Source organism: Rhodococcus sp. BUPNP1 (assembly GCF_002215235.1).
GTDB lineage: Bacteria > Actinomycetota > Actinomycetes > Mycobacteriales > Mycobacteriaceae > Rhodococcus.
On sequence record NZ_NERM01000001.1, the window covers coordinates 147865 to 169964 of the forward strand.

Annotated in this window: 23 protein-coding genes; 9 read left to right on the plus strand and 14 right to left on the minus strand. The window is 68.9% G+C overall.

Translation table 11 applies throughout. The features are described from left to right. Positions 1-2: 2 nt before the first annotated feature. Positions 3-404, minus strand: a complete 402-nt coding sequence (locus tag B9C99_RS00600; RefSeq protein ID WP_088896649.1) for a helix-turn-helix domain-containing protein — start codon at positions 402-404, stop codon at positions 3-5. A 166-nt stretch (positions 405-570) separates the two neighbouring features. Here B9C99_RS00600 and B9C99_RS00605 point away from each other — a divergent pair, with 166 nt between their 5' ends. From B9C99_RS00605 to B9C99_RS00630, 6 genes are all read left to right on the plus strand, one after another. Further along, complete coding sequence (locus B9C99_RS00605; protein ID WP_016693872.1) at positions 571-1845, plus strand: aldolase; 1275 nt, start codon at positions 571-573, stop codon at positions 1843-1845. Further along, positions 1842-3194, plus strand: coding sequence for an allantoinase AllB (gene allB, locus B9C99_RS00610; RefSeq protein ID WP_016693871.1), 1353 nt, complete (start codon positions 1842-1844; stop codon positions 3192-3194). Before B9C99_RS00605 ends, allB begins: the two co-directional genes overlap by 4 nt. Beyond that, positions 3191-4159, plus strand: a complete 969-nt coding sequence (gene alc / locus B9C99_RS00615; protein ID WP_088896650.1) for an allantoicase — start codon at positions 3191-3193, stop codon at positions 4157-4159. The genes allB and alc overlap by 4 nt, the downstream gene beginning before the upstream one ends. Positions 4160-4286: 127 nt before the next feature. Then, entirely contained in the window at positions 4287-5681 is a 1395-nt protein-coding gene (locus B9C99_RS00620; RefSeq protein WP_016693869.1) for a uracil-xanthine permease family protein, read from the plus strand. Beyond that, a complete protein-coding gene (locus B9C99_RS00625; RefSeq protein ID WP_088896651.1) occupies positions 5662-6717 on the plus strand; it encodes a 2-oxoglutarate and iron-dependent oxygenase domain-containing protein in 1056 nt (351 codons plus the stop codon). Before B9C99_RS00620 ends, B9C99_RS00625 begins: the two co-directional genes overlap by 20 nt. After that, a complete protein-coding gene (locus B9C99_RS00630) occupies positions 6714-7445 on the plus strand; it encodes an alpha/beta fold hydrolase (RefSeq protein ID WP_088896652.1) in 732 nt (243 codons plus the stop codon). Before B9C99_RS00625 ends, B9C99_RS00630 begins: the two co-directional genes overlap by 4 nt. Here the strand turns inward: B9C99_RS00630 and B9C99_RS00635 are convergent. Further along, complete coding sequence (locus B9C99_RS00635) at positions 7438-8049, minus strand: TetR/AcrR family transcriptional regulator (protein WP_088896653.1); 612 nt, start codon at positions 8047-8049, stop codon at positions 7438-7440. The two genes, B9C99_RS00630 and B9C99_RS00635, sit on opposite strands and share 8 nt — an antisense overlap. Positions 8050-8248: 199 nt before the next feature. Between B9C99_RS00635 and B9C99_RS00640 the strand changes: the two genes are divergently transcribed. Continuing rightward, positions 8249-8881 (plus strand): SGNH/GDSL hydrolase family protein, encoded by a 633-nt coding sequence (locus tag B9C99_RS00640; protein ID WP_088896654.1) that lies wholly within the window; start codon positions 8249-8251, stop codon positions 8879-8881. Positions 8882-8977: 96 nt separating this feature from the next. Here B9C99_RS00640 and B9C99_RS00645 read toward each other — a convergent pair whose 3' ends face one another. The 4 genes from B9C99_RS00645 to B9C99_RS00660 all read right to left on the minus strand — a co-directional run bounded on the left by B9C99_RS00645 (position 8978) and on the right by B9C99_RS00660 (position 13671). Further along, on the minus strand, positions 8978-10000 hold the full coding sequence (locus B9C99_RS00645; RefSeq protein ID WP_253249921.1) for a BMP family protein: 1023 nt from the start codon (positions 9998-10000) through the stop codon (positions 8978-8980). Positions 10001-10070: 70 nt separating this feature from the next. Next, positions 10071-11033 carry an ABC transporter permease gene (locus B9C99_RS00650; RefSeq protein WP_088896655.1) on the minus strand — a complete coding sequence of 321 codons (963 nt, stop codon included), beginning with the start codon at positions 11031-11033 and terminating at the stop codon, positions 10071-10073. Further along, positions 11030-12103: an ABC transporter permease gene (locus tag B9C99_RS00655; protein ID WP_088896656.1), complete on the minus strand. Its 1074-nt coding sequence runs from the start codon at positions 12101-12103 to the stop codon at positions 11030-11032. The genes B9C99_RS00650 and B9C99_RS00655 overlap by 4 nt, the downstream gene beginning before the upstream one ends. Beyond that, a complete protein-coding gene (locus B9C99_RS00660) occupies positions 12100-13671 on the minus strand; it encodes an ABC transporter ATP-binding protein (protein ID WP_088896657.1) in 1572 nt (523 codons plus the stop codon). The genes B9C99_RS00655 and B9C99_RS00660 overlap by 4 nt, the downstream gene beginning before the upstream one ends. Before the next feature lie 140 nt (positions 13672-13811). On the opposite strand from B9C99_RS00660, the gene B9C99_RS00665 reads away from it, so the two are divergent. Together B9C99_RS00665 and B9C99_RS00670 are read left to right on the plus strand one after the other, a co-directional pair. Continuing rightward, the gene (locus B9C99_RS00665; RefSeq protein WP_216359283.1) at positions 13812-14384 is read left to right on the plus strand and encodes an XRE family transcriptional regulator; all 573 of its coding nucleotides are present in this window, start codon (positions 13812-13814) and stop codon (positions 14382-14384) included. 88 nt (positions 14385-14472) lie between these two features. Beyond that, on the plus strand, positions 14473-15465 hold the full coding sequence (locus B9C99_RS00670) for a 2-oxoglutarate and iron-dependent oxygenase domain-containing protein (RefSeq protein ID WP_088896658.1): 993 nt from the start codon (positions 14473-14475) through the stop codon (positions 15463-15465). Here B9C99_RS00670 and B9C99_RS00675 read toward each other — a convergent pair. From B9C99_RS00675 to B9C99_RS00710, 8 genes are read right to left on the minus strand one after another with little or no spacing between them, the layout of a single operon-like run. Next, positions 15429-16922 (minus strand): aldehyde dehydrogenase, encoded by a 1494-nt coding sequence (locus B9C99_RS00675; RefSeq protein ID WP_088896659.1) that lies wholly within the window; start codon positions 16920-16922, stop codon positions 15429-15431. The two genes, B9C99_RS00670 and B9C99_RS00675, sit on opposite strands and share 37 nt — an antisense overlap. Next, positions 16919-17806: an aromatic ring-hydroxylating dioxygenase subunit alpha gene (locus B9C99_RS00680; RefSeq protein WP_088896660.1), complete on the minus strand. Its 888-nt coding sequence runs from the start codon at positions 17804-17806 to the stop codon at positions 16919-16921. The genes B9C99_RS00675 and B9C99_RS00680 overlap by 4 nt, the downstream gene beginning before the upstream one ends. Further along, positions 17803-19353, minus strand: a complete 1551-nt coding sequence (locus tag B9C99_RS00685) for a GMC family oxidoreductase (RefSeq protein WP_016693651.1) — start codon at positions 19351-19353, stop codon at positions 17803-17805. Before B9C99_RS00685 ends, B9C99_RS00680 begins: the two co-directional genes overlap by 4 nt. Position 19354: 1 nt before the next feature. Then, complete coding sequence (locus B9C99_RS00690) at positions 19355-19978, minus strand: thiamine pyrophosphate-dependent enzyme (RefSeq protein ID WP_016693650.1); 624 nt, start codon at positions 19976-19978, stop codon at positions 19355-19357. Continuing rightward, the gene (locus B9C99_RS00695; RefSeq protein ID WP_016693649.1) at positions 19975-20475 is read right to left on the minus strand and encodes a thiamine pyrophosphate-binding protein; all 501 of its coding nucleotides are present in this window, start codon (positions 20473-20475) and stop codon (positions 19975-19977) included. The genes B9C99_RS00690 and B9C99_RS00695 overlap by 4 nt, the downstream gene beginning before the upstream one ends. Before the next feature lie 35 nt (positions 20476-20510). After that, positions 20511-21098: a glutathione S-transferase family protein gene (locus B9C99_RS00700; protein WP_088896661.1), complete on the minus strand. Its 588-nt coding sequence runs from the start codon at positions 21096-21098 to the stop codon at positions 20511-20513. Next, a complete protein-coding gene (locus tag B9C99_RS00705) occupies positions 21095-21730 on the minus strand; it encodes a Rieske (2Fe-2S) protein (RefSeq protein WP_088896662.1) in 636 nt (211 codons plus the stop codon). Before B9C99_RS00705 ends, B9C99_RS00700 begins: the two co-directional genes overlap by 4 nt. Further along, the gene (locus B9C99_RS00710; protein WP_016693646.1) at positions 21727-21981 is read right to left on the minus strand and encodes a hypothetical protein; all 255 of its coding nucleotides are present in this window, start codon (positions 21979-21981) and stop codon (positions 21727-21729) included. The genes B9C99_RS00705 and B9C99_RS00710 overlap by 4 nt, the downstream gene beginning before the upstream one ends. Positions 21982-22100: the final 119 nt, after the last annotated feature.

The window sequence follows — 22100 nt, forward strand, 5'->3', positions numbered from 1 at the left end:
TGTCACGCCGCGCACAACTCGACGCCGGCGTGACCCGTGGTCCGGAGTGTGCGGTGCGCGGTCATCCGGCGGATCCCGCGCGCGAGCAGTTGCTCCATCGGAAGATCCAGCGCACCACACACGGACCGCAGCATCTCGGAGGATGCCTCCTTGCGCCCACGTTCGACCTCCGACAGGTACTGCTTCGACATCCCGACCGTGCGGGCGACGTCCTCGAGGCTGCGGTCCTGATCGCGACGCTCGTCGCGCAGGATCTCGCCGTAGATTTGACGGAGCAGACGGGGTTCGGTGCTGTCGGCTCCCCGCACGGGAGTCCGTGCCGCCTTCGCGGCGGTTGCACGTGCCGCCTTCGCGGCGGTGGCGAAGTCGATCACACGACCCTGCTCCGGCTCCATGCCGACCATTGTGCCGTCGATCCGGCGGCATCGGACCGGGTTCAGCCGAGGACGAACACCGCCCCGGCAGATGTGTAACGGGCCCGTAACCGCAGTTAACCGAACACATGACCTGGCGCCGATAACGTCGGCGCACCACGACGTATACAGCCGTGGATACAGGACAGGAGTTCGGGTGCCGACAGGATTGCACAGGCTTGCGGCTGCGCTCGACGCGCAGCTCGCGGACACCGACGCGGCATACGCCGCGACCTATCCCGGGACCGACGGTGCCCGCCAACCGATACACACCGTCTACGTCCCGGCCGACCGCTACGACGCCGGGATCGTGGCACGGTGGGGGGCCGACGCGCTCGACGTCCTCGACACCCACATCGACGGTCCCGCGGACCTCGCCACGGTCACCGGCATCGAACCCGAACTCGCCGAAGCCGTCCTCCCGCTCGTGGAGGCCAAACTGCGCTCCGAACCGATCGAGGATCTGCGCATCGACTTCGAGGACGGGTTCACCCGCCCCGGCATTCCCGAGCACGAACGCGACGCCGACGAGGACGCCCACGTCGCCCGCGCCGCCGCCACGCTGGCGACCGATCCCACCGCGACACCCTTCGTCGGCATCCGGTTCAAGTCCTTCGAAGCCGCCACCCGGCGCCGCGGGCTCCGCACACTCGACGCCTTCGTCGCCGAGCTGACCGGAAAGTGCGCTCTCCCGGACGGATTCGTCGTCACACTGCCCAAGGTCACCGCGCCCGAGCAGGTCGCCGCCATGGTGACGGTCTGCGAACATCTCGAAGCCACCCACTCGCTCGCCGCGTCCCTGCGGTTCGAGATCCAGATCGAGACGCCGCAGGCGATCTGCGGCCCCGACGGCACCGCTGCCGTCGCCACGATGATCCGAGCGGCCCACGGGCGCTGTTCGGGGTTGCACTACGGCACCTACGACTACTCGGCCGCATGCGACATCGCCGCCGAATACCAAGCGATGGACCACCCCGTCGCCGACCACGCCAAGGCCACGATGCAGGTCGCGGCAGCGGGTACCGGGGTGCGGTTGTCCGATGGGTCCACCAATCGCCTTCCCGTCGGCACCCGCGACGAGATCCGCGCGGCATGGGCGCTGCACGCCCGCCTGATCGACCGGTCGCTGCGCCGCGGCTTCTACCAGGGCTGGGACCTGCATCCGGCGCAGTTGCCCACCCGCTACGCCGCGACCTTCGCGTTCTACCGCCGGTCGCTGTCCACCGCCGCGGGACGCGTCGCGGCCTACATCGACCCGGCCCTGTCGTCGGGGTATCTCGACGAACCCGCCACCGCCCGTGCTCTCGCCGCATTCCTCCTGCGGGGAACGAGCTGCGGAGCCCTCACCGAGAAGGAAGTATGCGATCGCACCGGCACGAATCTCGACCACCTGGCCCGGCTCGCGGGTCGACCGACGGCGGTGACGCGATGACCACCGTGATCCGCGCGCGACGCGCTGTGGTGGGGGACGAGGAACGCAGCTGCGCCGTCCACGTGCGCGACGGCCGCATCGTCGCGATCGAGGAATACGACGGTGCCGCTCCGGCCGGTGCGCGGGAGATCGTCCTCGCCGACGACGAGGTGCTGCTCCCCGGCCTGGTGGACACGCACGTCCACGTCAACGAACCCGGCCGCACCGAATGGGAGGGCTTCGCGACGGCGACACGTGCCGCCGCGGCCGGGGGTGTGACAACAATCGTCGACATGCCCCTCAACTCCATCCCGTCCACCGTCGACGTGGCGGCCCTCGAGGTGAAGCAGAAGGTCGCGGACGGGCAGGTCACCGTCGACGTCGGATTCTGGGGCGGTGCGATTCCCGGTAACCTCGCCGATCTCGAACCGCTCTGGGACACAGGGGTGTACGGATTCAAGTGCTTCCTCGCGTATTCGGGTCTCGACGAGTACCCGCCGCTGGACCGCGAGCAGATGATCGAGGCGATGCGCGTGATCGCCGGCTTCGGTGGTCTGCTCATCGTGCATGCCGAGGACGGACCGACCCTCGACGCGCAGGACCCACCGGCCGGACCGCGCTACGACGACTTCCTGTACTCGCGACCACCGGTCGCCGAGTCCCGTGCCGTGGCCCAGGTGATCGACGGCGCGCGGCAGACCGGGTGCCGCGTGCACATCCTGCATCTGTCGGATGCGGGAAGCCTTCCGCTCGTGGCCGCGGCGAAGGCCGAGGGCCTGCCCGTCACCGCGGAGACCTGCCCGCACTACCTGTCGCTGTTCAGCGAGGAGATCCTCGACGGCTCCACACATTTCAAGTGCTGCCCGCCGATCCGTGAGGCCCGCAACCGGGAAGCGCTGTGGCGCGGCCTGGCCGACGGCACGCTCGACTGCATCGTCTCCGATCATTCGCCGTGCCTGCCGGAGCTGAAGAAGTTCGTCACCGGCGACTTCGGCGAGGCCTGGGGCGGAATCTCGTCGCTGCAACTCGGACTGCCCATCGTGTGGTCGGAGGCCCGCAAGCGCGGGCACACCCTCGTCGACGTGGTGCGCTGGATGGCCGGTCGCACCGCCGACCTCGTGGGACTGGCCGACCGCGGTGCCATCGCCGTGGGCAACAGTGCCGACCTGTGTGTCTTCGCGCCCGACGACGCCTTCGTCGTCTTCCCGGAGCGGCTGCACCACCGCAACGCCGTGACGCCCTACGCCGAACGCGCGCTGGCCGGGGTCGTGCGGCAGACCTGGCTCGCCGGTGAACCGCTCACCGTCACCCTCGACGCCACCGACCCCGCACCGCGTGGTGCGCTGCTCTCCCGAAAGGAAAACCGTTGACCGAAGCAGATTTCCTGCAACTACCCGATCTCGCCGCGCGATCGCTGGGCGGGGCCGTCGTGTTCGCGAACGACGAGTTCTTCGCGAGTCGCGAGAACCTGATCTCACCGGGTGCACCCGATTTCGATCCGTCCGAGTTCGGGCACAAGGGAAAGGTCTACGACGGGTGGGAGACCCGGCGTCGCCGCGAAGCCGGGCACGACTTCGCGGTGGTCCGGCTCGGCGTTCCCGGCGTCGTCGAGGGCGTCGTGATCGACACCGCCTGGTTCACCGGTAACTACCCGCCCTTCGCATCCGTCGACGGGGTGAACCTCGACGGATACCCGACCGATCAGGAGTTGCTGAACGCGCCGTGGGAACCGGTCCTCGATCGCGTGGCCCTGAAGGGCGACACCGCGAACGCCTTCGCGGTGGACGACGACCGGCGCTGGACGCACCTGCGCCTGAACATCTTTCCCGACGGCGGTGTGGCCCGATTCCGCGTGCACGGACATGCCCGTCCGGACCCGGCCTTTCTCACGGGCACGATCGATCTCGCAGCCCTCGAGAACGGTGGCGACGTCGTCGCCTGCTCGAACCGTTTCTATTCGTCGCCGCGCAACATCATCGGCCTCGGCCGCTCGCGGCACATGGGGGAGGGCTGGGAGAACGCGCGTCGCCGCGACGACGGCAACGACTACGTCGTGATCCGCCTCGCGGGGCAGGGCTGCGTCGACCACGTCGAGATCGACACCTCCTATTTCGTCGGCAACGCACCGGGAGCGGCGCGCCTGAGCGGAATTCCCAGCGGGGACGCGATGTCCGACGAATCGTCCTGGGTCGAACTCGTGCCGCGCACCGCGCTGCTCCCGGACTGCCGGCACCGTTTCCGCGTCGATTCGCCGACGCCGGTGGAATTCGTGCGGCTCGACGTCTATCCCGACGGCGGCATCGCCCGCTTGCGCGTGAACGGACGACTGACCTAACTCCGACGCGGGTGCGGTGAGCGGTTCCTTACCCGCACGAAACACGATGACTCGAGCCCGAAAACTTCGGCCCCCAAGCTGTATCCGGCACCGTATACAGCACTGCATCCGAAATGGGAGCGATCACATGACCTCACCGCACCCCGTCGACGCGCGACTGCCGTTCCTCCGGCAGTTCGCGTTCGGCCTCCAGCATGTCCTGATCATGTACACCGGATGCATCACCGTCCCGTTGGTCTTCGGCGCGGCCGTCGGACTCGACCGCGACACCATCGCGATGCTCATCAGCGCCGACCTGCTGATCGCCGGTCTGATCACCATCGTCCAGAGTCTCGGTGTCGGCAAGCTCGTCGGCGTCCGCCTGCCCATCGTCTGCGGTGCGACCTTCGCCGGCCTGACGCCGATGATCCTCATCGCGAAGGAATACGGCCTGCAGGCCGTCTACGGATCCATGCTGATCGGCGGCATCGTCGGTCTCGCCCTGGCCTGGCCGTTCGCCAGGATCATCCGGTTCTTCCCGCCGCTCGTCACCGGTGCCGTGCTCACCGTCGTCGGTATCTCGCTCATCGGTGTGGCGGGCGGCCTGATCGTCGGCACCGACCCGTCGTCGCCCACCTTCGCCTCGCCCACCAACATCGCCCTGGCCGTGCTGGTGATCGTCGTCGCCGTTGCCTTCCTCTGCCTCGGGCGCGGCATCTGGGCACAGCTCGGGGTGTTGATCGCCCTCGCCGTCGGCACCGTCGTCGCGGTTCCGCTCGGCCTGATCGACCTCGGCGGCGTGGCCGGCTCGGCGTGGGTGGGTCTGCCCGCGCCCTTCCACTTCGGCGCACCGGAATTCCCGATCACCGCGGTCGTCGCCATGAGCATCGTCATGGCCGTGGTCTTCGCCGAATCCACCGCGAGCATGCTCGCCGTCGCCGAGATCACCGGCAAGCGCGTCAGCAAGGGCGACATCGCCCGTGGACTCGCCGGCGACGGAGCGTCCGCCGTGCTCGCCGGTGTCTTCAACGCCTTCGTCGACACCGTCTTCACCCAGAACGTCGGTGCGGTCGCCACCACCCGGGTCTACAGCCGTTACGTCACCGCCACGTCGGGTGCGATCCTCGTCGTCCTCGGTGCCCTGCCGAAGGTGAGCTCGGTGGTCGCGGCGCTGCCGAAGCCGGTGGTCGGCGGTGTCGGCCTGATCCTGTTCGCCACCGTCGCCCTGGTGGGCATCAACACGCTGCGCTCGGTGGACCTGTCCGACCGCATCAACTCCACGATCGCCGCCGTCGCGGTGGGTGTGGGTCTGCTGCCCGAACTCGCCGAGGGCATGTTCGAGCGCTTCCCGTCCGCCGCGCAGATCCTGCTCGGCAGCGGTATCACGCTCGCCGCGATCGCGGCGTTCTCGTTGAACCTGCTGTTCAACCACACTCGTCTCGGGACACTGGCTCGCGCGTCCCGGTCCGGCACACCGGCCCCCGTCACCTCGGCCGGCACCACCTCTCCCCACGGAGTTGCCCATGAACCAGTCGCCGTCTGACGCCTTCGTCGTTCCCGCCGTCGATATCGGCCCGTACGTCCGGGCCGGCGACGAGGCCGAACGCGCTCGTGTCGCCCGTGAGATCGACGAAGCCTGCAGCCGTGTGGGATTCGTCCAGATCCTCGGACACGGCATCCCCGATCCGGTGGTCGACGGCCTCGCCGGCGCCCTCGACGACTTCTTCGGTCTGCCGATGGACGTCAAGCAGCAGTACCGGGTGGTCGGCGCGAACCGCGGGTACAGCCCGCCGAAGAGCGAGTCGCTGAGCCTGAGCCTCGGCGTCGAATCCGCCAGCCGTATGAACGATTTCTTCGAGGCATACAACGTCGGCGTGGAGGCCCGGTCGTTCCCCCACCTGGACCTGTCGGAGAACGACTACGGACTCAACGTCTGGCCCGACGTCCCCGGCTTCGAGGACCGCGTCCAGACCTACTTCGCCGAGGCCTCGCGGGTCGCGCGGACCCTCACCCGGATCTTCGCCGACGCGCTCGGGCAGGCCCCCGACTACTTCGAACGGCTCACCGACCACTCGATCGACGTGCTGCGCATGAACAACTACGCGCTGCCCGAAGGCACTGTCGACCTCGACGGCGACCTCACCGGCATGGGCGAGCACACCGACTTCGGGATCGTCACCGTGCTGTGGGCCGACCGGGTCGCAGGGCTGCAGGTGCTCGGATCCGACGGCATCTGGCACGACGTCGAACCGCTGCCCGGCGCCCTGCTCGTCAACCTGGGGGATCTCACCGCCCGCATCACCGACGACCGGTGGATGTCGACGCTGCACCGCGTCAAGCCGCCGATCGTCGACGGGAGGATCCGGCGCCGTCGTTCGGTGGCGTTCTTCCACGACGGCAACGTCGACGCGGTGGTCTCCACGCTGCCCGAGTATGCGGGCCCGGAGCCCTACGAACCCATCCTGATCCGCGATCACATCAAGGCGAAGCTCGCCGGGTCGCGGCACGGCAAGGCCAACACCGCTGCTGTGCGGGAAGCCGCCCGTGTGCTGGCGGCGACGGGGGAGAACCGCGCGTGAGTCATGTCGTGCTCGTGCACGGCGCGTGGGCCGGAAGCTGGGTGTGGGACACGCTGCTCGAACCGCTCCGCCGGGCCGGGCACGTCCCGCACCCGCTCTCGCTTCCGGGTGTCGGATCGTGGGGCGCCGACGACGTGACGCTCGACGACGTCGCCGCGGTCGTGGCCGATCATGTTGCCGGACTCGACGGTCGGGTGATCCTCGTCGGCCATTCCGGTGGCGGCATCGTCGTCACGCAGGTCGCGGAGATGCTACCCGAGCGCGTCGCCGGGGTCGCTTACGTGGCGGGGATGATGCTCCCGTCCGGGGTCGACTTCGGGATGCTCTGCGACGGCCTCGGTCTCGAAGCGCCGGTGGGTATCTCACGCTGGCTCGAACCCACCGAGGACTGTCGCGGCACGATTGTGCCACCCGAGGCCGGCGCCGCGGTGTTCTTCCATGAGGCGGACGCGGCCGACGCGATCGGTGCCGCACGCCGACTCGTGCCGCAACTCGAAACCGCCCGGCTCATGGCGCCCACTTGGACACCGGAACGGTTCGGCGGCCTGCCTCGCCTGTACATCGAAGCGACACTGGATCGTTCGGTTCCGATCGTCACCCAGCGGGAGATGCAACGCCTCACCCCGGGTGCGCAGGTCGTGTCGCTCGAGTCCGACCACGCACCCCAGCTGTCCGCGCGCGACGACCTCGCGGCGGCGCTGGTGGAGTGGTGCGACTCCCTCAGGTAGACGGGCCGAGCAGGCGATCGACGATCGATCGCGCGGTCGGGATCGCGCTGTCGTCGCCCATGCGGGCTCCGGTGTTGGCTGCGGCGACGAGCGCGTCGAGTTCGAACGCGAGGGCGTGGGCATCGTGCCCGTCGAGATACCCGTCTGCCTGCGCCCTCGCGATCTCCGTCTCGAGGAGGGCGAACCACTCGGTGCGCTCGTCGCGCAGTGCGTCGTGGACCGGGCCGACTCGGCTGTCGAACTCGGTCGCGGTGGCGACGCGGAAGCATCCGCCGGGCAGGACCGGCCTGTCGATGTAGTCGAACCAGTGGTCGACGAGCGTCCGCAGACGCGGCATGCCCTCGGGTGCGGTCAGCGCCGGCCGGACGACATGTTCGACGAACACCTCGCGGGCGGACTGGACGGCGGCGAGCTGCAGATTCTCCTTCGTGCCGAAGAGGGTGGCGACGCCGCTCTTGCTCAGCCCCAGGTCGGTGGCGAGCCTTCCGATGCTCAGCCCGGTGAGGCCTTCGACGGAGGCCACGTCGGTGGCGTGACGCGCGATGGTCGCCCTGGCCCGCGCGCCCTTGAGCAGTCGCTGGTCGGAGATGTTCGGGTCGGTCACCCCACCATGGTGGCACTCGGGTCTTGCAATGTCGAACGTACGGTCGTACGGTCAGTTGTACGCACGATCGTTCGTGTTGTTTTGGGCGGCGTGCGGCGATCTCCCTCGATATTCAGGAGGAACCGAGATGAATCGCACGGCCTCACTCAGTGACACTGCTTCACCGAATGGGGAGTTCCGATCGGAACTCGACGACCCGATGGTGCTGACCCCGCAGGCGGCGCGCGAGATGATGACCGGGATGCCGTGGTCCCGCTTCGCGGTGATCGGTGATTCGATCGCGGCGGGGATCGGTGATCCGTGGCCCGGATACGCCGAGGTGCCGTGGGCGGACAGGGTGGCATCGACCATGAGATCCGTGCGGCCCGAGGTCGCCTATCTCAACACCGGCGCAGTCGGGGCCACCATCGGTGAAGTCCTGTCCGGGCAGATGGGTGCCGTCCTCGACTTCGGCCCGGATCTGGTGCACGTCAACTGTGGTGGCAACGACCTCTTCCTGCATAACGCGGGAATCGGGTCGGTGGAACGCGACCTCGACGAACTCTGCGCCGCGGTGACGGCCGGCGGGGCACGGCTGTCGATGTTCACGCTGGCGGATGCGTTCACCGGTCCGATGCTGCCGCTGCGGCCCCGATTCGTCGAGTTCGCCGACGTCGTTCGTCGGGTGGCCCGCCGGCACGACGCGATCCTCACCGAGTTCTGGGACCATCCGGCACGGCTGCGGCGGAACTGGCTGAGCGCGGACCGGATCCATCTCACGATGGCCGGACATGCGGTGGTGGCCTCCGAGGTCACCAGATCGTTGGCGCGCTTCGGCGACGGTGCGGCGTGAACTGCGGCGAACGACCGAGACCGACGTCGTGTGCGAAATCCGTCGGGAAATCGCACACGACGCCGGTCTCGTTCGTCCTACCGGGTGGTCTCGGGGTCAGTCGCCACCCTTGTACTCGACCTCGAACTCACCGGCCATGATCTTCTCGCGGTACTCCTCGAACAGTGCCATCGCCTCGGGCGAGATCTTGTCGACGAAGGCCGGATTGATGACCACGTCCAGACCGCCCTCGGTGATGTCCACCTCGTAGTACTTCGCCGGGTCGACGTTGCCGGCCTCGACGTCGGCGATCATCGCGCGGAGGACCTCGTCGAGATTCCACACGACGGATGAGACGACGTTCTCGGGGGCCAGCGGGGTCTGATCCATCGTGTAACCGGCGACGCCGACGCCGCGCTGCTTGGCGCCCTCGATGGTGGCCGCGTCGACACCACACGTGGAGAACTGATCGGCACCCTGGTCGACGAGGGCGTTGACGGCCTCGAGGGTCTGGGCCGCCGCGTCGGACCATCCGCCGATGTAGGACGGGCGCAACTGGATCTCGCCGGGGCCCTTGTAGGTCAGGCGGGCACCGTCGGCGAACGCCTCGATCTGGGCCTTGCACACCGGGATCTCGAAACCGGCGGTGCCGGCGAGGATTCCGGTCTCCGTCAGGTCGCCGGCGAGGATGCCGGTGAGGAACGAACCCTGGTAGAACGGCTGACTGTAGTCGGCGAGGTTGGCGGTGATGTCGCCGAAGCCGCCGGGATAGGCGAACAGCACGTCGGGGTAGTCGGCGATGATGCCCTTGATGGGTTCGCCGTAGTTGAACGAGTGGCCGACGATGAGCTGGTTGCCGTCCTCCGCGAGGTCGGTGACGATCTGGGCGATCTGCTCCGAGGTCGCGCCCGAATCCTGCTGCACGACGGTCAGATCGATGAGACCTTCCGCCTCGAGCTTCTCGGCACCCTCGACCATGCCCTGGTTCCAGCCGACGTCGTTGACCGGACCCGAGGTGATGATCGCGGCCTTGACGACCCCGTCGGCCGAGCCGCTCCCACCGGAGTCGGAACTCGAACACCCGGTCACGGCGGCTCCGACGACGGCGGCGGCCGCCACAGCGGTACCCAATTTCTTCACGTGGTTCTCCTCGGGGAAGGGAGGGCTCGCGACTACGAGTCCCATGACTGACGGGAAAGCTGACGGAAAGCTATTTCGCGGGGACGAACGGGACGCCGAGCGCCTTCGGGGAATTGCTGCGCGAGAACCACACGGTGGTGGCGATGACCGCGAGCAGCGTCACCGCGTACGGCATGGCCTGGAACAGTTCGTACGGCACCGACGTGGCCTGCCCACCGGATGCGGCCTGCACGCGCAGCTGGAAGGCGTCGACGAGACCGAACATGAAGCCACCGGCGATGGCGCCGAGCGGATTCCACCGGGCGAGGATGACGACACCGAGCGCGATCCAGCCGCGACCACCGGTGATGCCGTCCTGGAAGAAGCCCAGACCGTCGATGACGAGCGCGCCGGCAATACCTGCTGCGGCGCCGGAGATCAGCAGCGTGCTCCACCGGGTACGGGGGACGGAGACGCCCACCGAGTCGGCGGCCTCGGGGCTCTCCCCGGCCGCGCGGATCGACAGGCCGAAGGCTGTGCGGGTGAGCACCCACCACAGGGCGACGACGATCGCGAGCGCGAGGTAGACGAGCGGGGATTGCGAGAACACGATCGGGCCGAGCACCGGCAGGTCGGACAGCACCGGAAGGTCGAGGGGCGTGGTGCCCTGGATGCGCGGCGGTGTGCCGGTCACGCCGAACACCTGCAGGTACAGGAAGGACGCAAGGCCGGTCCCGAGGATCACCACCGAGATGCCCGTGATGATCTGGTCGACGGCCATCGTGATCGTCAGATAGCCGACGATCGCGGCGATCACCAGGCCCGCGGCGGCACCGGTGGCGGCGCCGAGCATCGGTTGCCCGGTGTAGTACACCGTCACGAACGCGATGATCGCGCCGACCATCATCTGTCCCTCGATACCGAGGTTCATCAGCCCCGAGCGCTCGGCGAGGCACGCGCCGGCGGCGGCGAGGATGATCGGCACCGCCAGACGCAGCGCCGCGGTGAACAGCGGGACGAGCGCACCGGCGCCCAGGACGTCGGACCAGTTCATCGGGCACGCTCCACGATTCGGTTGGCGAGCAGCACCGTCAGGATCATCACTGCCTGGACGACGGTGCCGATGGACGCGGGGATCTCCTGGGTGCGCTGCACCGCCTGACTGCCGAGGGTGAGCCCCGAGACCAGCGCCGCGGCGAGGACGATGCCGAAGGGATTGCGACGCCCGAGCAGCGCCACCACGATCGCGGTGAACCCGATCCCGGACGAGATCGCCAGGGACAGGCGGAACTCGCTGCCCAGCAACATGATCGCTCCGGCGATACCGCCGAGGGCGCCGCTGATCAGAGCGGAGGTGACCACGGTGCGGGCGACGGAGATGCCGTTGGCCTCGGCGACGCTCGGGCTCTCACCGACGATCTGCGACGCGAAGCCGAACCGGGTCGAACGCATGAGCCACCACGCCAGCGGCACCGCCGCGATCGCGACGAACACACCGATGTGGATGCGCGTGCCGGGGATCGTCGCGAGCGCCGCCCAGTCGGGGATGCGCTCGGACTCGGGGGTGAAACCGTTGGGGTTGGCGAGGGGTTTGCGCACCGCCCACGCCAGTGTGTAGAAGACGAGGTAGTTGAGCATGAGCGACGAGATGATCTCGTTGACCCCGAGCCGCGCCTTCAGCACGCCCGCGATGCCGCCGATGCACGCACCTGCGGCCGCGGAGGTGACGGCGACGATCGGGATCGCGATCCAGCTCGTCCCCAGCGGCATGCTCAGCACCACGGCCGTCGCGGTGATCGCGCCGATGTCGTAGTGGCCCTGCGCGCCGATGGTGATGAAGCCGGTGCGGTACGCGATCGCGTAGCCGAGTCCCATGAGCACGAGCGGCGTCATGCCCGTGAGCAGGCGACCGAGCTGCGTGTCGCCACCGAGCGCGGCGTCGAGCATCGTCGCGTAGGCCTGCCCGGGATTGCCGCCCGCGAGGACGATGAGGATCCCACCCGCCGCGAGACCGACGGCGACGGCGAGCAGCGGCACGCCGATGGTGGTCGCGAGGCCCCGGATCCGCGACGCAGTGGGCGGCTCGGGCGGTGTCGTCACCGGTGGACTGAGCGTGGCGGTCATGCTGCGGCCTCCTGGAATCCGCCCATGGCCGAGCCGAGGGCTTCGCGGTCGAACGGGCCTTCGTCGAACTCGGCGACGATCCGTCCGCGGTAGAGCACGACGATCCGGTCGGCGAGGCTGCAGATCTCGTCGAGATCGGACGAGATGAGCAGGATCGCAGCGCCCCGGGAGCGATGGTCGACGAGGGTGTCCCACACGAACTCGGTGGCACCGATGTCGAGACCGCGGGTGGGCTGGGCGACGACGAGGACGTCGGGCTCACCGTCGAGGACCCGACCGAGCACCACGCGCTGCGCGTGCCCACCGGACAGGGTGCCGGCGAGCGTGCGCGGGCTCTGGGCCTTGACCGACAGTGCGGCGATGATGCGCTCGGCGCGTTCACGAACGGCGGCCCGCGACAGGCGTCCCCAGCGACGCGCGAGCGGGGGATCGGTGTAGCTGTCGATCGCGAGATTGGTATCGATTCCCAGCGACTTGATCAGTCCTCGGGTGTAGCGGTCGGCGGGGACGACGCCGACACCGGCCTCGCGCATCGCGCGCGGCGACGAGGCGTCGATCTCCCGTTCGGCGACGACCACCGCGCCGGTGGAGTCGGGGGCGAGCCCGGACAGGACGTCCTCGAGGGCGGACTGACCGTTGCCCTCGACTCCGGCGACGGCGACGAGCTGCCCGGATGCGACCCGCAGGGTCACATCGTGCAACTGGCCGGGGACGGACACGCCGACCAGTTCGAGCATCCGGCTCCCGGCCGGTTCGGTGGCCGCACGACGGATACCGAGTCCGACCTCGCGGCCGACCATGTCGCGGGCGAGTTCGGCGGTGGTGACGCTCTCGGCGCCCTCCCCGCGGATGGGGCGTTCGGCGACGAGTTGCCCTCCTCGCAGCACACCGACCCGGTCGGCGGCCTCGAGGACCTCCTCCAGATGGTGGGTGATGAGCACGATCCCGACGCCTCGCTCGGTGGCGAGTCGGCGGACCTGTGCGAGCAGAGAATGCACCTCGGCCGGCGCAAGATTGGCGGTCGGTTCGTCGAGAAGCAGGTAGCCGGCGCCCAGGTGCAGGGCGCGCAGGATCTCGACGCGCTGTTGCTCGCCGACCGACAGGTTCTCCACACGTGCGGTGGGGTCGCACGCGAGGCCGGTGTCCTCCGCGAGGGCGGCGATCTCGGCCTCGGTGCGCCGCAGGCGTTTCCGGCGGACCACTCCGCGGGAGCGGCCGAGCAGGAAGTTCTCGGCGACCGTCATGCTCGGCACGAGCATGAAGTGCTGGTGGACCATGGCGATCCGCTCCCGGCCTCCGTCGGCGAGCGACTTTCCGTCCACCGCAATGGAACCGGAGTCCGGCGGGAGCAATCCGGTGAGGATGCGCATCAGGGTCGACTTGCCGGCGCCGTTCTCGCCGAGCAGCGCGTACACCTCGCCGGGCCGCACATGCAACGACACGTCGCGCAGGACGGTGTTCTCACCGAAGGACCGGTGGATACCGCGCATCACGACGCCCTCGGCGGGAACCGATTCCGTCGCTCCCGCAGCGGTGGTGATGCTCGCGGGCGAAGTTGCTGTCACCATACGGTGGGACCTTCCGAGTAATCGCTATGTGTTAAGTCGAGACGATCCAGGGTTGTAATTGAGCCGCCGTGTCCGATTCATGACGATTGTGTTTCGGGCGGCGGGAGGGGATGAAATTCGTGATGCCGACGGAGAGTGCAGTGCCGGAACAGGATCGCGTCGCCCGGGTGGGCAGCGTCATCCGCGCCGTTCGCAGACAGGAGGGACTCACCGCGCGGGCGCTGGCCTCGCGCGCCGGGGTCAGCCAGGCGTTCCTCAGTCAGGTCGAACGGGGCCTCAACGCGCCCTCGCTCGCGACGCTGTACAGGATCGCCGACGCGCTCGGACGGTCGCCGTCGGACTTCCTCGATCCGGCGCCTGCCGACGACGTACTGGTGGTGCGTGCCGGGGGGCGCCTCGCGCGGGCGGTGACGGGAACCCCTGCGGCACCGGTGACCTGGATGGCCCGCGGCAACGGAGCGATCGCCGAGGTGTACCAGTACGAGATCGGGCCGGACGGCGACATCGCCGGCTGGTTCCGCCGCTCGGACGATCTCGTGCTGGTGATGACCGGTGGACGGCTCGAGGTGGAGGTACGCGGGCGCCCGGCGGTCGAGCTCGCGGAGGGGGACTGCCTGTTCGCCGCGGCGGGGACCGAGATGCAGTGGCGCCATCGGGGTTCGGTGCCGGCTCGCCTGGTGCTCTGCGTCGGAGCGCGTTCCCAGGATCCGTAACACGGTCCTCACCGCAGCGAGACGGACCCGCAGCATCGCAGGAATTAACTCAGAGCGATCATCGGTCCGTTCCTGCCAGGAGTCACCCATGGAATCCCTGCCTCTCATCGATCTGCGTCCGCTGCGCGACGGGAGCGACCCGTATGCCGTCGCCGACGCGCTCGACGCCGCGTGTACCGACCTCGGCTTCTTCGTCGTCACCGGTCACGGACTCGACCCCGACCTCCGCGCGGCGACGATGGAGCAGGCGCGGCACTTCTTCGCGCTGCCCTTCGAGGAGAAGATGGACATCGCCATCGCGAAATCCACCTGCCACAGCGGATACGTGCCGCCGAAGACCGAGACACTCGACCCCACCGTCGGAGCCGACGGCAAGGAGGCCTTCGACATCACCACCGACCGTGCGGACGATCATCCGGAGGTGATAGCGGGCACGCCGCTGCACGGTCCGGCACAGTGGCCGGCCTCGCTGATGCCCGGCTTCAAGAGCGTCGCCGACGAGTACGCGAAGGCGTGCCTGGACATCAACGCTCACCTCATGCGCGGTCTCGCACTCGCTCTCGGCCTCGACGCCGACGCCTTCGTGCCGATGTTCACCGACCCGCTCGCGTCGCTCCGTATGCTGCACTACCCACCGGTTCCCGTCGGCGACACCGCACTCGGCATCGCACCTCACACCGACTACGGCTCGTTGACGCTGCTCGCCCAGGACGACATCGGCGGGCTGCAGGTCGCCGCGCGGGGCGGCGGGTGGATCGACGTCGTGACCCCGCCCGACGCGTTGATCGTCAACCTCGGCGACATGATCGCCCGATGGACCAACCACCGCTACGTCTCCACCCGTCATCGCGTGCTCAATCCCACGCACGGACACCGCTATTCGCTGCCCTATTTCGTCACTCCGGACTACCACGCCGTGATCGAGGCGATCCCGACCTGTGTCGAACCGGGTGCGGAGCCGATCCATCCGCCGATCGGGGCCGGCGAGTACCTGCAATCGCGGTTCGAAGCGACACACGCCTACCTCGGGGCCCCGACCGACGGTCAGATCGACAAGCACACCGTCTTGGTCTCCAAGTAGTTCTCCAGCCCGGCGGCGCCGTTCTCGTAACCCCAGCCGGACTGCTTGTGGCCGCCCTTGACCAGTTCGGGGGAGAAGTAGGAGTGGCAGTTGATCCACACGGTGCCGGCGCGGATCGCGTCGGCCACCCTGTGGGCCCGCGACAGATCCGATGTCCACACGCTCGCCGCGAGACCGTAGTCGGTGTCGTTGGCCCAGGCGATCACTTCGTCGGGATCGTCGAAGGGGGTCACCGTCACGACCGGGCCGAAGATCTCCTCGCGCATCATCGGCAGATCCGGGGCCGCGTCGACCACCACGGTGGGCTCGTAGAAGCTGCCCGTCTCGCCCACCATGCGACCACCCGTCACGACCGTGGCTCCCGCGCGGGCTCCGTCGTCGACGTAGGACGCCACCGTCTCGCGGTGCCGCAGGCTCACCAGCGGACCCAGGTCGGTGTCGTCGTCGAGTCCGTGGCCGAGCCGCAGGGTGTCCGCAGCAGCGGCGAGACCGTCGACGACCTGCTCGTAGACGCGCCGTTCGGCGTAGATCCGGGAACCGGCGACACAGACCTGCCCGCAGTTGGCGAAGATGCCGCGCGCGAGACCGGGGATCGTCAGCGGCAGGTCGGTGTCGCCGAAGACGACCGCCGGGGACTTGCCGCCGAGTTCGAGGGTGAGCCGCGAGAGATTGCGGGCCCCGGCCGAGGCGACGAGTTTCTTCCCGACCTCCGTGGACCCGGTGAACGTCACCTTGTCCACCCCCGAGTGTTCGGCCAGCATGCGCCCGACCTCGCCGCCACCGGTGAGGATGTTGACGACGCCATCGGGAATTCCGCTCTGCGCGAGCAGTTCCCCGAACCGCAGGGCGGTCAGCGAGGTGTCCTCGGCCGGCTTGAGCACGACGGTGCATCCCGCGGCGAGCGCCGGCGCCAGCTTCATCGCCGCCATGAGCAGCGGTGAGTTCCACGGCACGATCGCAGCCACCACACCGACCGGTTCGCGCACGGTGTGCGCGACGACCTTCCGTCCCGGAGGTGCGTAGGTGATCGAGGGCGTGACGGTGGTCCCCGTGATCTTCGTGGCCCAACCCGCGTAGTAGCGGAACTGCTCGGCTGCGGAGGGGATCTCCGCGAAACGGGAGGTCGCCCAGGCTTTCCCCTGGTCGAGGGTCTCGAGTTCGGCGAGTTCGTCGGCGTGGGCGTCGATGGTCTCGGCGATCCGCCACAACACGCGAGCGCGGGCCGCGGGGGTGCACGACGCCCACTCGTTCTGCAGGGCGCGGCGCGCGGCGGCGACCGCGGTGTCCACCTCGTCGGCTCCCGCCGACGCGAGTGTCGCGAGCGGCACGCCGGTGGCCGGGTCGATGGTCTCGAAGGGTTCGCCGGAACCGGGGATCCACCGGCCGTCGACGAGCAGCGATTTCGTGCCGTCGCGGAGGAAGTCGGCGCAGTACCGGGGGAGGGCGGAGGTGATCACGTGTCTGCTCCTCGGGGATGGACGGGACGGAACGGCAGGGCACCCCAACGCAGTCCCTTGGCCTTGAGCCAGCGCCGGTAGGTGACCGACGAGGCGTCGGCGCGGGTGGGGATCTCGTCGCGCGGATCGAGCGGCAGCAGCAGCGGACGCTGGTTCTCGACGATGATGCGGTCCTGCAGGAAGATCACCTGCTCGAACTGCACCAGTTCGGTGTGCGTGGAATCCGGGTCGACGAGGTACATCACCGGTTGTGCGCGGCACAGGGTTTCGTCGATCGGCTGGATGAACAGGGCGATCGCGTCGAGACGGGTGGGATCGGAGGGCGAGACCCGGTAGAGCATCACCTGATACGGATTCGGGACGCGGTAGGTCAGTTGCGCGAACGTGCCTTCGGAGGCCGCGGAGATCTGCGGCTGGAAGAACGTGCAGTCGGTGGCCCACACCTCGTCGGTCTCCCGGCGGATCTCCCACTTGTAGCGTGCGACCTCCGTGGCGGCCTCACCTCCGAGGATGCCGGTGTGCACGAACGGGAAGTGCGCCATGTCGAGGAAGTTCTCGACCACCCGGCCGGGCGACGACCGCAGCGTGACCCACCCGCACGGCACGTAGCGCCGGTCGGGTTCGTCGGCCTCGTCGATGGGGAAGACGTCCTTGTCGGGGGTGCCGAGCGTGGTCCACACGAACCCGTATCGGCGTTGCACCGGAAGCACGGCGTCGCCGTCGCGCACCGTCGGTTCGCCGTCGGCGTCGACGCTGCACTCGATGTCGGCGCCGAGCAGGCGGGTGCGCACGACGCCCTCGGCGACCTCCTGTTCGGAACAGACCGGATACCACTGGTTCAGCACGACCGGGTCGTCGCAGCGTGTGGTGATGCTGGTCGTCACGACAGTCTCCTCTCGGTTCCGGTGATCAGCGCGGCCGCGCGCTCGGCGAGGGCGATCACGGGGGCGTTCGTGTTGCACGACGGGAGCACCGGGATGACGGAGGCGTCGACGACGCGCAGTCCGTCCACGCCGTGGACACGCAGGTCCGGGTCGACGACGGCGTCGGGTCCCACGCCCATCGCGCACGTGCCACCCGTGTGGAAGAAGGTCGCGCAACTCGCGCGGACGAAAGCCTCGGCGTCGGCGCGGCCGAGACGACGGTCCGGTGCAACGGGTGCCTCGACCAGATCCTGCAAGGCGGAGGTCTCGGCGAGGTCGAAGATGCGGTCGAGGCCGGCGACGAGGGCGTCGAGGTCGCGGGGATCGGACAGATAGCGCGGGTCGATGATCGGTGCTGTGCCCGGATCCGCGGACCGCAGGCTCAGCTGTCCGACGCTGTAGGAGCGCATGAGACCCGGGGAGATCGCGAAGACGTCGCCGGTGACGTCGTAGCGTGCGGCCACCTCCGGGGTGGCGTGCGCACCCTGGACGACGAAGGCGTGCAGGTCGGGCAGGTCCAGCGAGGGGTCCGAGCGCCAGTTCAGGATTGCCCCGCCGCCGTTGTCGCGGACCGGCCCGAGCGGGTTGCGGGCCCGGAAGTTCACACCCATGAGCAGGGGATGGTCCTGAAGGTTGCGTCCGACACCGGGAAGTGCGGTGTGGACAGGGATTCCGTGTTCCTGCAGGTGCGCGGGATCGCCGATCCCGGAGAGCAGCAGCAGGTGCGGGCTCGAGATCGCACCGGCACAGAGCAGGACCTCGGCGTCGGCACGGACGACGGTGTCCGTGCTTCCACTGCCGTACCGCACACCGACGCACCGGTCGCCGTCGAACACCAACCCCGACACCGTGACGTCGGTGCGCACGGTGAGATTGGGCCGGGTCCGCGCCGGATCGAGATAGGCACGAGCAGTGCTGACGCGATGGCCGTCGTCGATCGTGAGGTTCGCCAGGGAGGCGCCTTCGATGTCCGGTCCGTTGCAGTCGTCGAGCACGGCCATGCCGAGTTCGGCTGCGGCGTTCAGCAATCCGGTGGCGATGGGATGCGGGTCGGCGGGCCGGGTGATGCGCACCGGGCCTCCGGCGCCGCGGAAGGCGGTGGCGCCGCCCTCCCAGTCCTCGGCACGGCGGAACCAGGGGAGCAGCGACGCGAAGTTCCAGCCCTTCGCGCCGGCGGTCTCCCACGCGTCGTAGTCCGAGGGGTGCCCGCGATACCAGAGCATCGCGTTGAGGCTGCTCGATCCGCCGAGAACCCGGCCGCGGGGGATGGGCACGGCGCGACCGTCGAGCAACGGGTTGGGCGCGTAGCTGTGCCCCCAGTCGTAGTCGCCGCCGAGCAGTCCCGCCCAGGTCACCGGCGCGTCGATCGAGGCGAGACCGGCGTGGTCCGGTCCGGCCTCGAGGAGCAGCACGGTGGTGTCGGGATCCTCGGTGAGACGGGCGGCGAGGACGCACCCCGCCGACCCGCCGCCGACGACGACGTAGTCGAATCCGTCGGTTGTGTTCACTTCAGTTGTGTTCACTGGGACCCATGATGGTGATGCCTTCCGTCGCCTCCACGTGGCGAACGAAGATGTACTTGTCCTCCCGGCCGTCGCTGTGCTTGCGCTTGATGCCCGGCTGCACGACGCTCGAGACCTTCGCGACGAGCACGTACGGTTCGTCCGCGGACAACCCTGCGACGCAGTGCTTGTCGAACTCTTCGAGGGTCTCCGCGGTGTAGGCCTTCTCGATTCCCGCTCCGCGGGCGATCGCGGCGATGTCGACCTTGCCCTTCGCCGTATGGGTCGGCGGCCCACCGATGGACTGGTAGCACTCGTTGTCCCACACCACCGTGAACAGGTTGCGGGGCTGCTCGTTGGCGAGGGTAGCGAGGATGCCGAGGTTGAACAGCATGCCGCCGTCGGTGTCGAGCGAGACGATGCGTCGGTGCGGCAGGCCCACCGCGAGACCGAACGCCTGCGGGGTCACGCAGCCGAGCTGCTGCTGGAACAGGCTGGCCTCGCGCATGTGCGGGGCGGCGTTGTACCACTCGTCGACGCTCGCGCCGAGGGAGAGGATGACGAGTTCGTTCTCGAGCCGGGCGGCGAGTGCCTGCATGCACTCGAATCGGGTCATGCGCATGGTGGTCATCGGACGAGTCCTCCTCCGAGGGCGATGGCGGAATGGTGGTAGGCGGAGTAGGACCACTCGAACGCGTCGTGGATGGCGCGTTCGATCGCGTCCTCCTCCCGCACGATGCGGTACGGGATGCGCAGGGCATCGAGGATCGGCTCCATCGTGATGCCGTGCGGCACGGCCCACCAGTTGTTCTCGCCGAGTTCGCCGCGGTAGCTCATGAGCATGATCACCGGGATGCCGGCACCGAGGCCCATGCGGGCGAGGGGTTCGACGGACGCACGCAGGCCGGAGTTCTCCATGATGAGCGCGGCACGCTTGCCGGACAGGAAGATTCCGCCGCAGATCGCGGCGCCCTCACCCTCGTTGGTGACCTGGATGGTGCGGATCGTGGGGTGCGCGTCGAGGGCGGGGTAGAGCTCCTTGAACAAGGAGTCGGGCAGGTAGCACACGGTGGTGACGCCGGCCTTCTCCAGGCCGCGGATCACCGCGTCGACGGTGGACTGTTGCATGTGGCGTCCTTTCGGAATGTGGGCGGTCGGAAAGATCAGGGGAAGACGGGGATTCCGGGCATCTCCACGAAGCCGGGAAGTTGCTTGATGCGCCGGATCCAGCTGCGCAGGGCGGGGTAGCGGTCGTGGTCGATTGCGATGTCCCGGCTCAGGGCAGCGGCGGGGAACAGGGCGATGTCGGCGACGGTCGGCCGGTCGGCGGCCACCCACGCGTCGTCCGTCGTGCGGGACGCGAGCAGGTCGTCGAGCGACTGCACCACCGCGCGAGCGGCCGTGGTGTCGACGGGATCCGTCGTGTACAGCGATCGTTCCCGGCAGGAGTAGAACTGTTCGAGCGGTCCGGTCGCGAAGTCGATCCAGTCGTCGGACGGTGCGGCCCAGGTGGTTCCGTCGGCGAGGTGGACGAGGACGTCGATCGATCCGACGAGCGTCGTCGTTCCGGTCTCGAACACCGGAAGTTCGCCGGTGGGGGTGAGCTCGCGGTAGGGCGATTCGAGGTGGGCGCCACCGGGGAACACGTCGACCGGTTGCACCCGATGTTCGACGCCGAGCAGTGTCAGTGCCAGTCGCACCGAGTAGCACCGCGGGTCGAGCGGGAAGTCGTGCAGGACAGGGATGCTCACGAGACCACTACCTCTCGCGCGGACGACACGGAGTCGCGGAGTTCGTGCAGTCGGTGGACGAGGGCGTTCACGGTGTCGGCCGGGACGACGCCGGCGGCGACGACGTGCACGGCCGTGGTGTGCGCGTCGATCGTCTGGATGCCGGCGATCACGTCGGTTCCGTCGATCGTGCCGGTGGCGACGGCACCGGTTCCGTCCAGGCCGAGGAGGGTGAGGGCGGTGTCCCGGTCACCGTCGATCCATACCGATCGCACCGGGGTGATCGCCGTGTCGGGAACGTCGGGTGTGCCGTCGGCATCGGTGGGTGCGACCCACACGAGACCGGCGCTCTCGACGGTCCGATACTGCTGCGGTTTCACGGTTTTCGGCGGTTCCATCCGCGGGTGGGCAGGGACGTTTCTGCACGCGCCGGCGCCGTCGAACTGCCACCCGTGGTAGAGACAGACGAGGCGGTCCTCGCGGACGAAACCGAAGGACAGGCGCATGCCGCGGTGCGGGCAACGATCGGCCCACGCGTGCACGGCGCCGTCGGTGCCGCGCCACAGCGCCACGGAGTCCCCGTCGACGGTGGTGCCGGTCGCGGTGCCGGGCTCGATGTCGCGGGCGAGAGCGACGGGAGTCCAGACGGTCATGGGGTCGGGTTCCTCTCGGTCGAAGTGAGATCGAGGACGACATTGGTGCCGGGGGCGAGAGCGCAGGCCGTTTCGAGGGCGTCGACGAGGTCGGGTTCGCCCTCGGTGCGCAGCTCGATGCGATGCCGGGTCGCAGTGACGACGGTGGCACGTACCTGCAGCAGGTCGGCGCGGGCGGCGACGAAGTGCGCCATGGCACCCGGATCGAATCGTCCTACCAGCGTGAGGGTGGACGAGATCGTGCCGCACATGTCAGCAGTGGGTGCGCCGGCCGTGGAAGGGGCTCGGTGTCGGGGAACATCGCATGGAAACCTCCGGGGACGTGGGGTGCTTCGTCTGCGACGGCCCTCGCGCCCGTCACCGGAGAGTC

What these genes read in the sequence shown, in the direction of transcription:
- B9C99_RS00600 (WP_088896649.1), bottom strand. Translation starts at nt 404, where the DNA reads ATGGTCGGCATGGAGCCGGAGCAGGGTCGTGTGATCGACTTCGCCACC.
- allB (WP_016693871.1), top strand. Translation starts at nt 1,842, where the DNA reads ATGACCACCGTGATCCGCGCGCGACGCGCTGTGGTGGGGGACGAGGAA.
- B9C99_RS00620 (WP_016693869.1), top strand. Translation starts at nt 4,287, where the DNA reads ATGACCTCACCGCACCCCGTCGACGCGCGACTGCCGTTCCTCCGGCAG.
- B9C99_RS00625 (WP_088896651.1), top strand. Translation starts at nt 5,662, where the DNA reads ATGAACCAGTCGCCGTCTGACGCCTTCGTCGTTCCCGCCGTCGATATC.
- B9C99_RS00640 (WP_088896654.1), top strand. Translation starts at nt 8,249, where the DNA reads ATGGTGCTGACCCCGCAGGCGGCGCGCGAGATGATGACCGGGATGCCG.
- B9C99_RS00650 (WP_088896655.1), bottom strand. Translation starts at nt 11,033, where the DNA reads ATGAACTGGTCCGACGTCCTGGGCGCCGGTGCGCTCGTCCCGCTGTTC.
- B9C99_RS00655 (WP_088896656.1), bottom strand. Translation starts at nt 12,103, where the DNA reads ATGACCGCCACGCTCAGTCCACCGGTGACGACACCGCCCGAGCCGCCC.
- B9C99_RS00660 (WP_088896657.1), bottom strand. Translation starts at nt 13,671, where the DNA reads ATGGTGACAGCAACTTCGCCCGCGAGCATCACCACCGCTGCGGGAGCG.
- B9C99_RS00670 (WP_088896658.1), top strand. Translation starts at nt 14,473, where the DNA reads ATGGAATCCCTGCCTCTCATCGATCTGCGTCCGCTGCGCGACGGGAGC.
- B9C99_RS00690 (WP_016693650.1), bottom strand. Translation starts at nt 19,978, where the DNA reads ATGACCACCATGCGCATGACCCGATTCGAGTGCATGCAGGCACTCGCC.
- B9C99_RS00695 (WP_016693649.1), bottom strand. Translation starts at nt 20,475, where the DNA reads ATGCAACAGTCCACCGTCGACGCGGTGATCCGCGGCCTGGAGAAGGCC.
- B9C99_RS00705 (WP_088896662.1), bottom strand. Translation starts at nt 21,730, where the DNA reads ATGACCGTCTGGACTCCCGTCGCTCTCGCCCGCGACATCGAGCCCGGC.
- B9C99_RS00710 (WP_016693646.1), bottom strand. Translation starts at nt 21,981, where the DNA reads ATGTGCGGCACGATCTCGTCCACCCTCACGCTGGTAGGACGATTCGAT.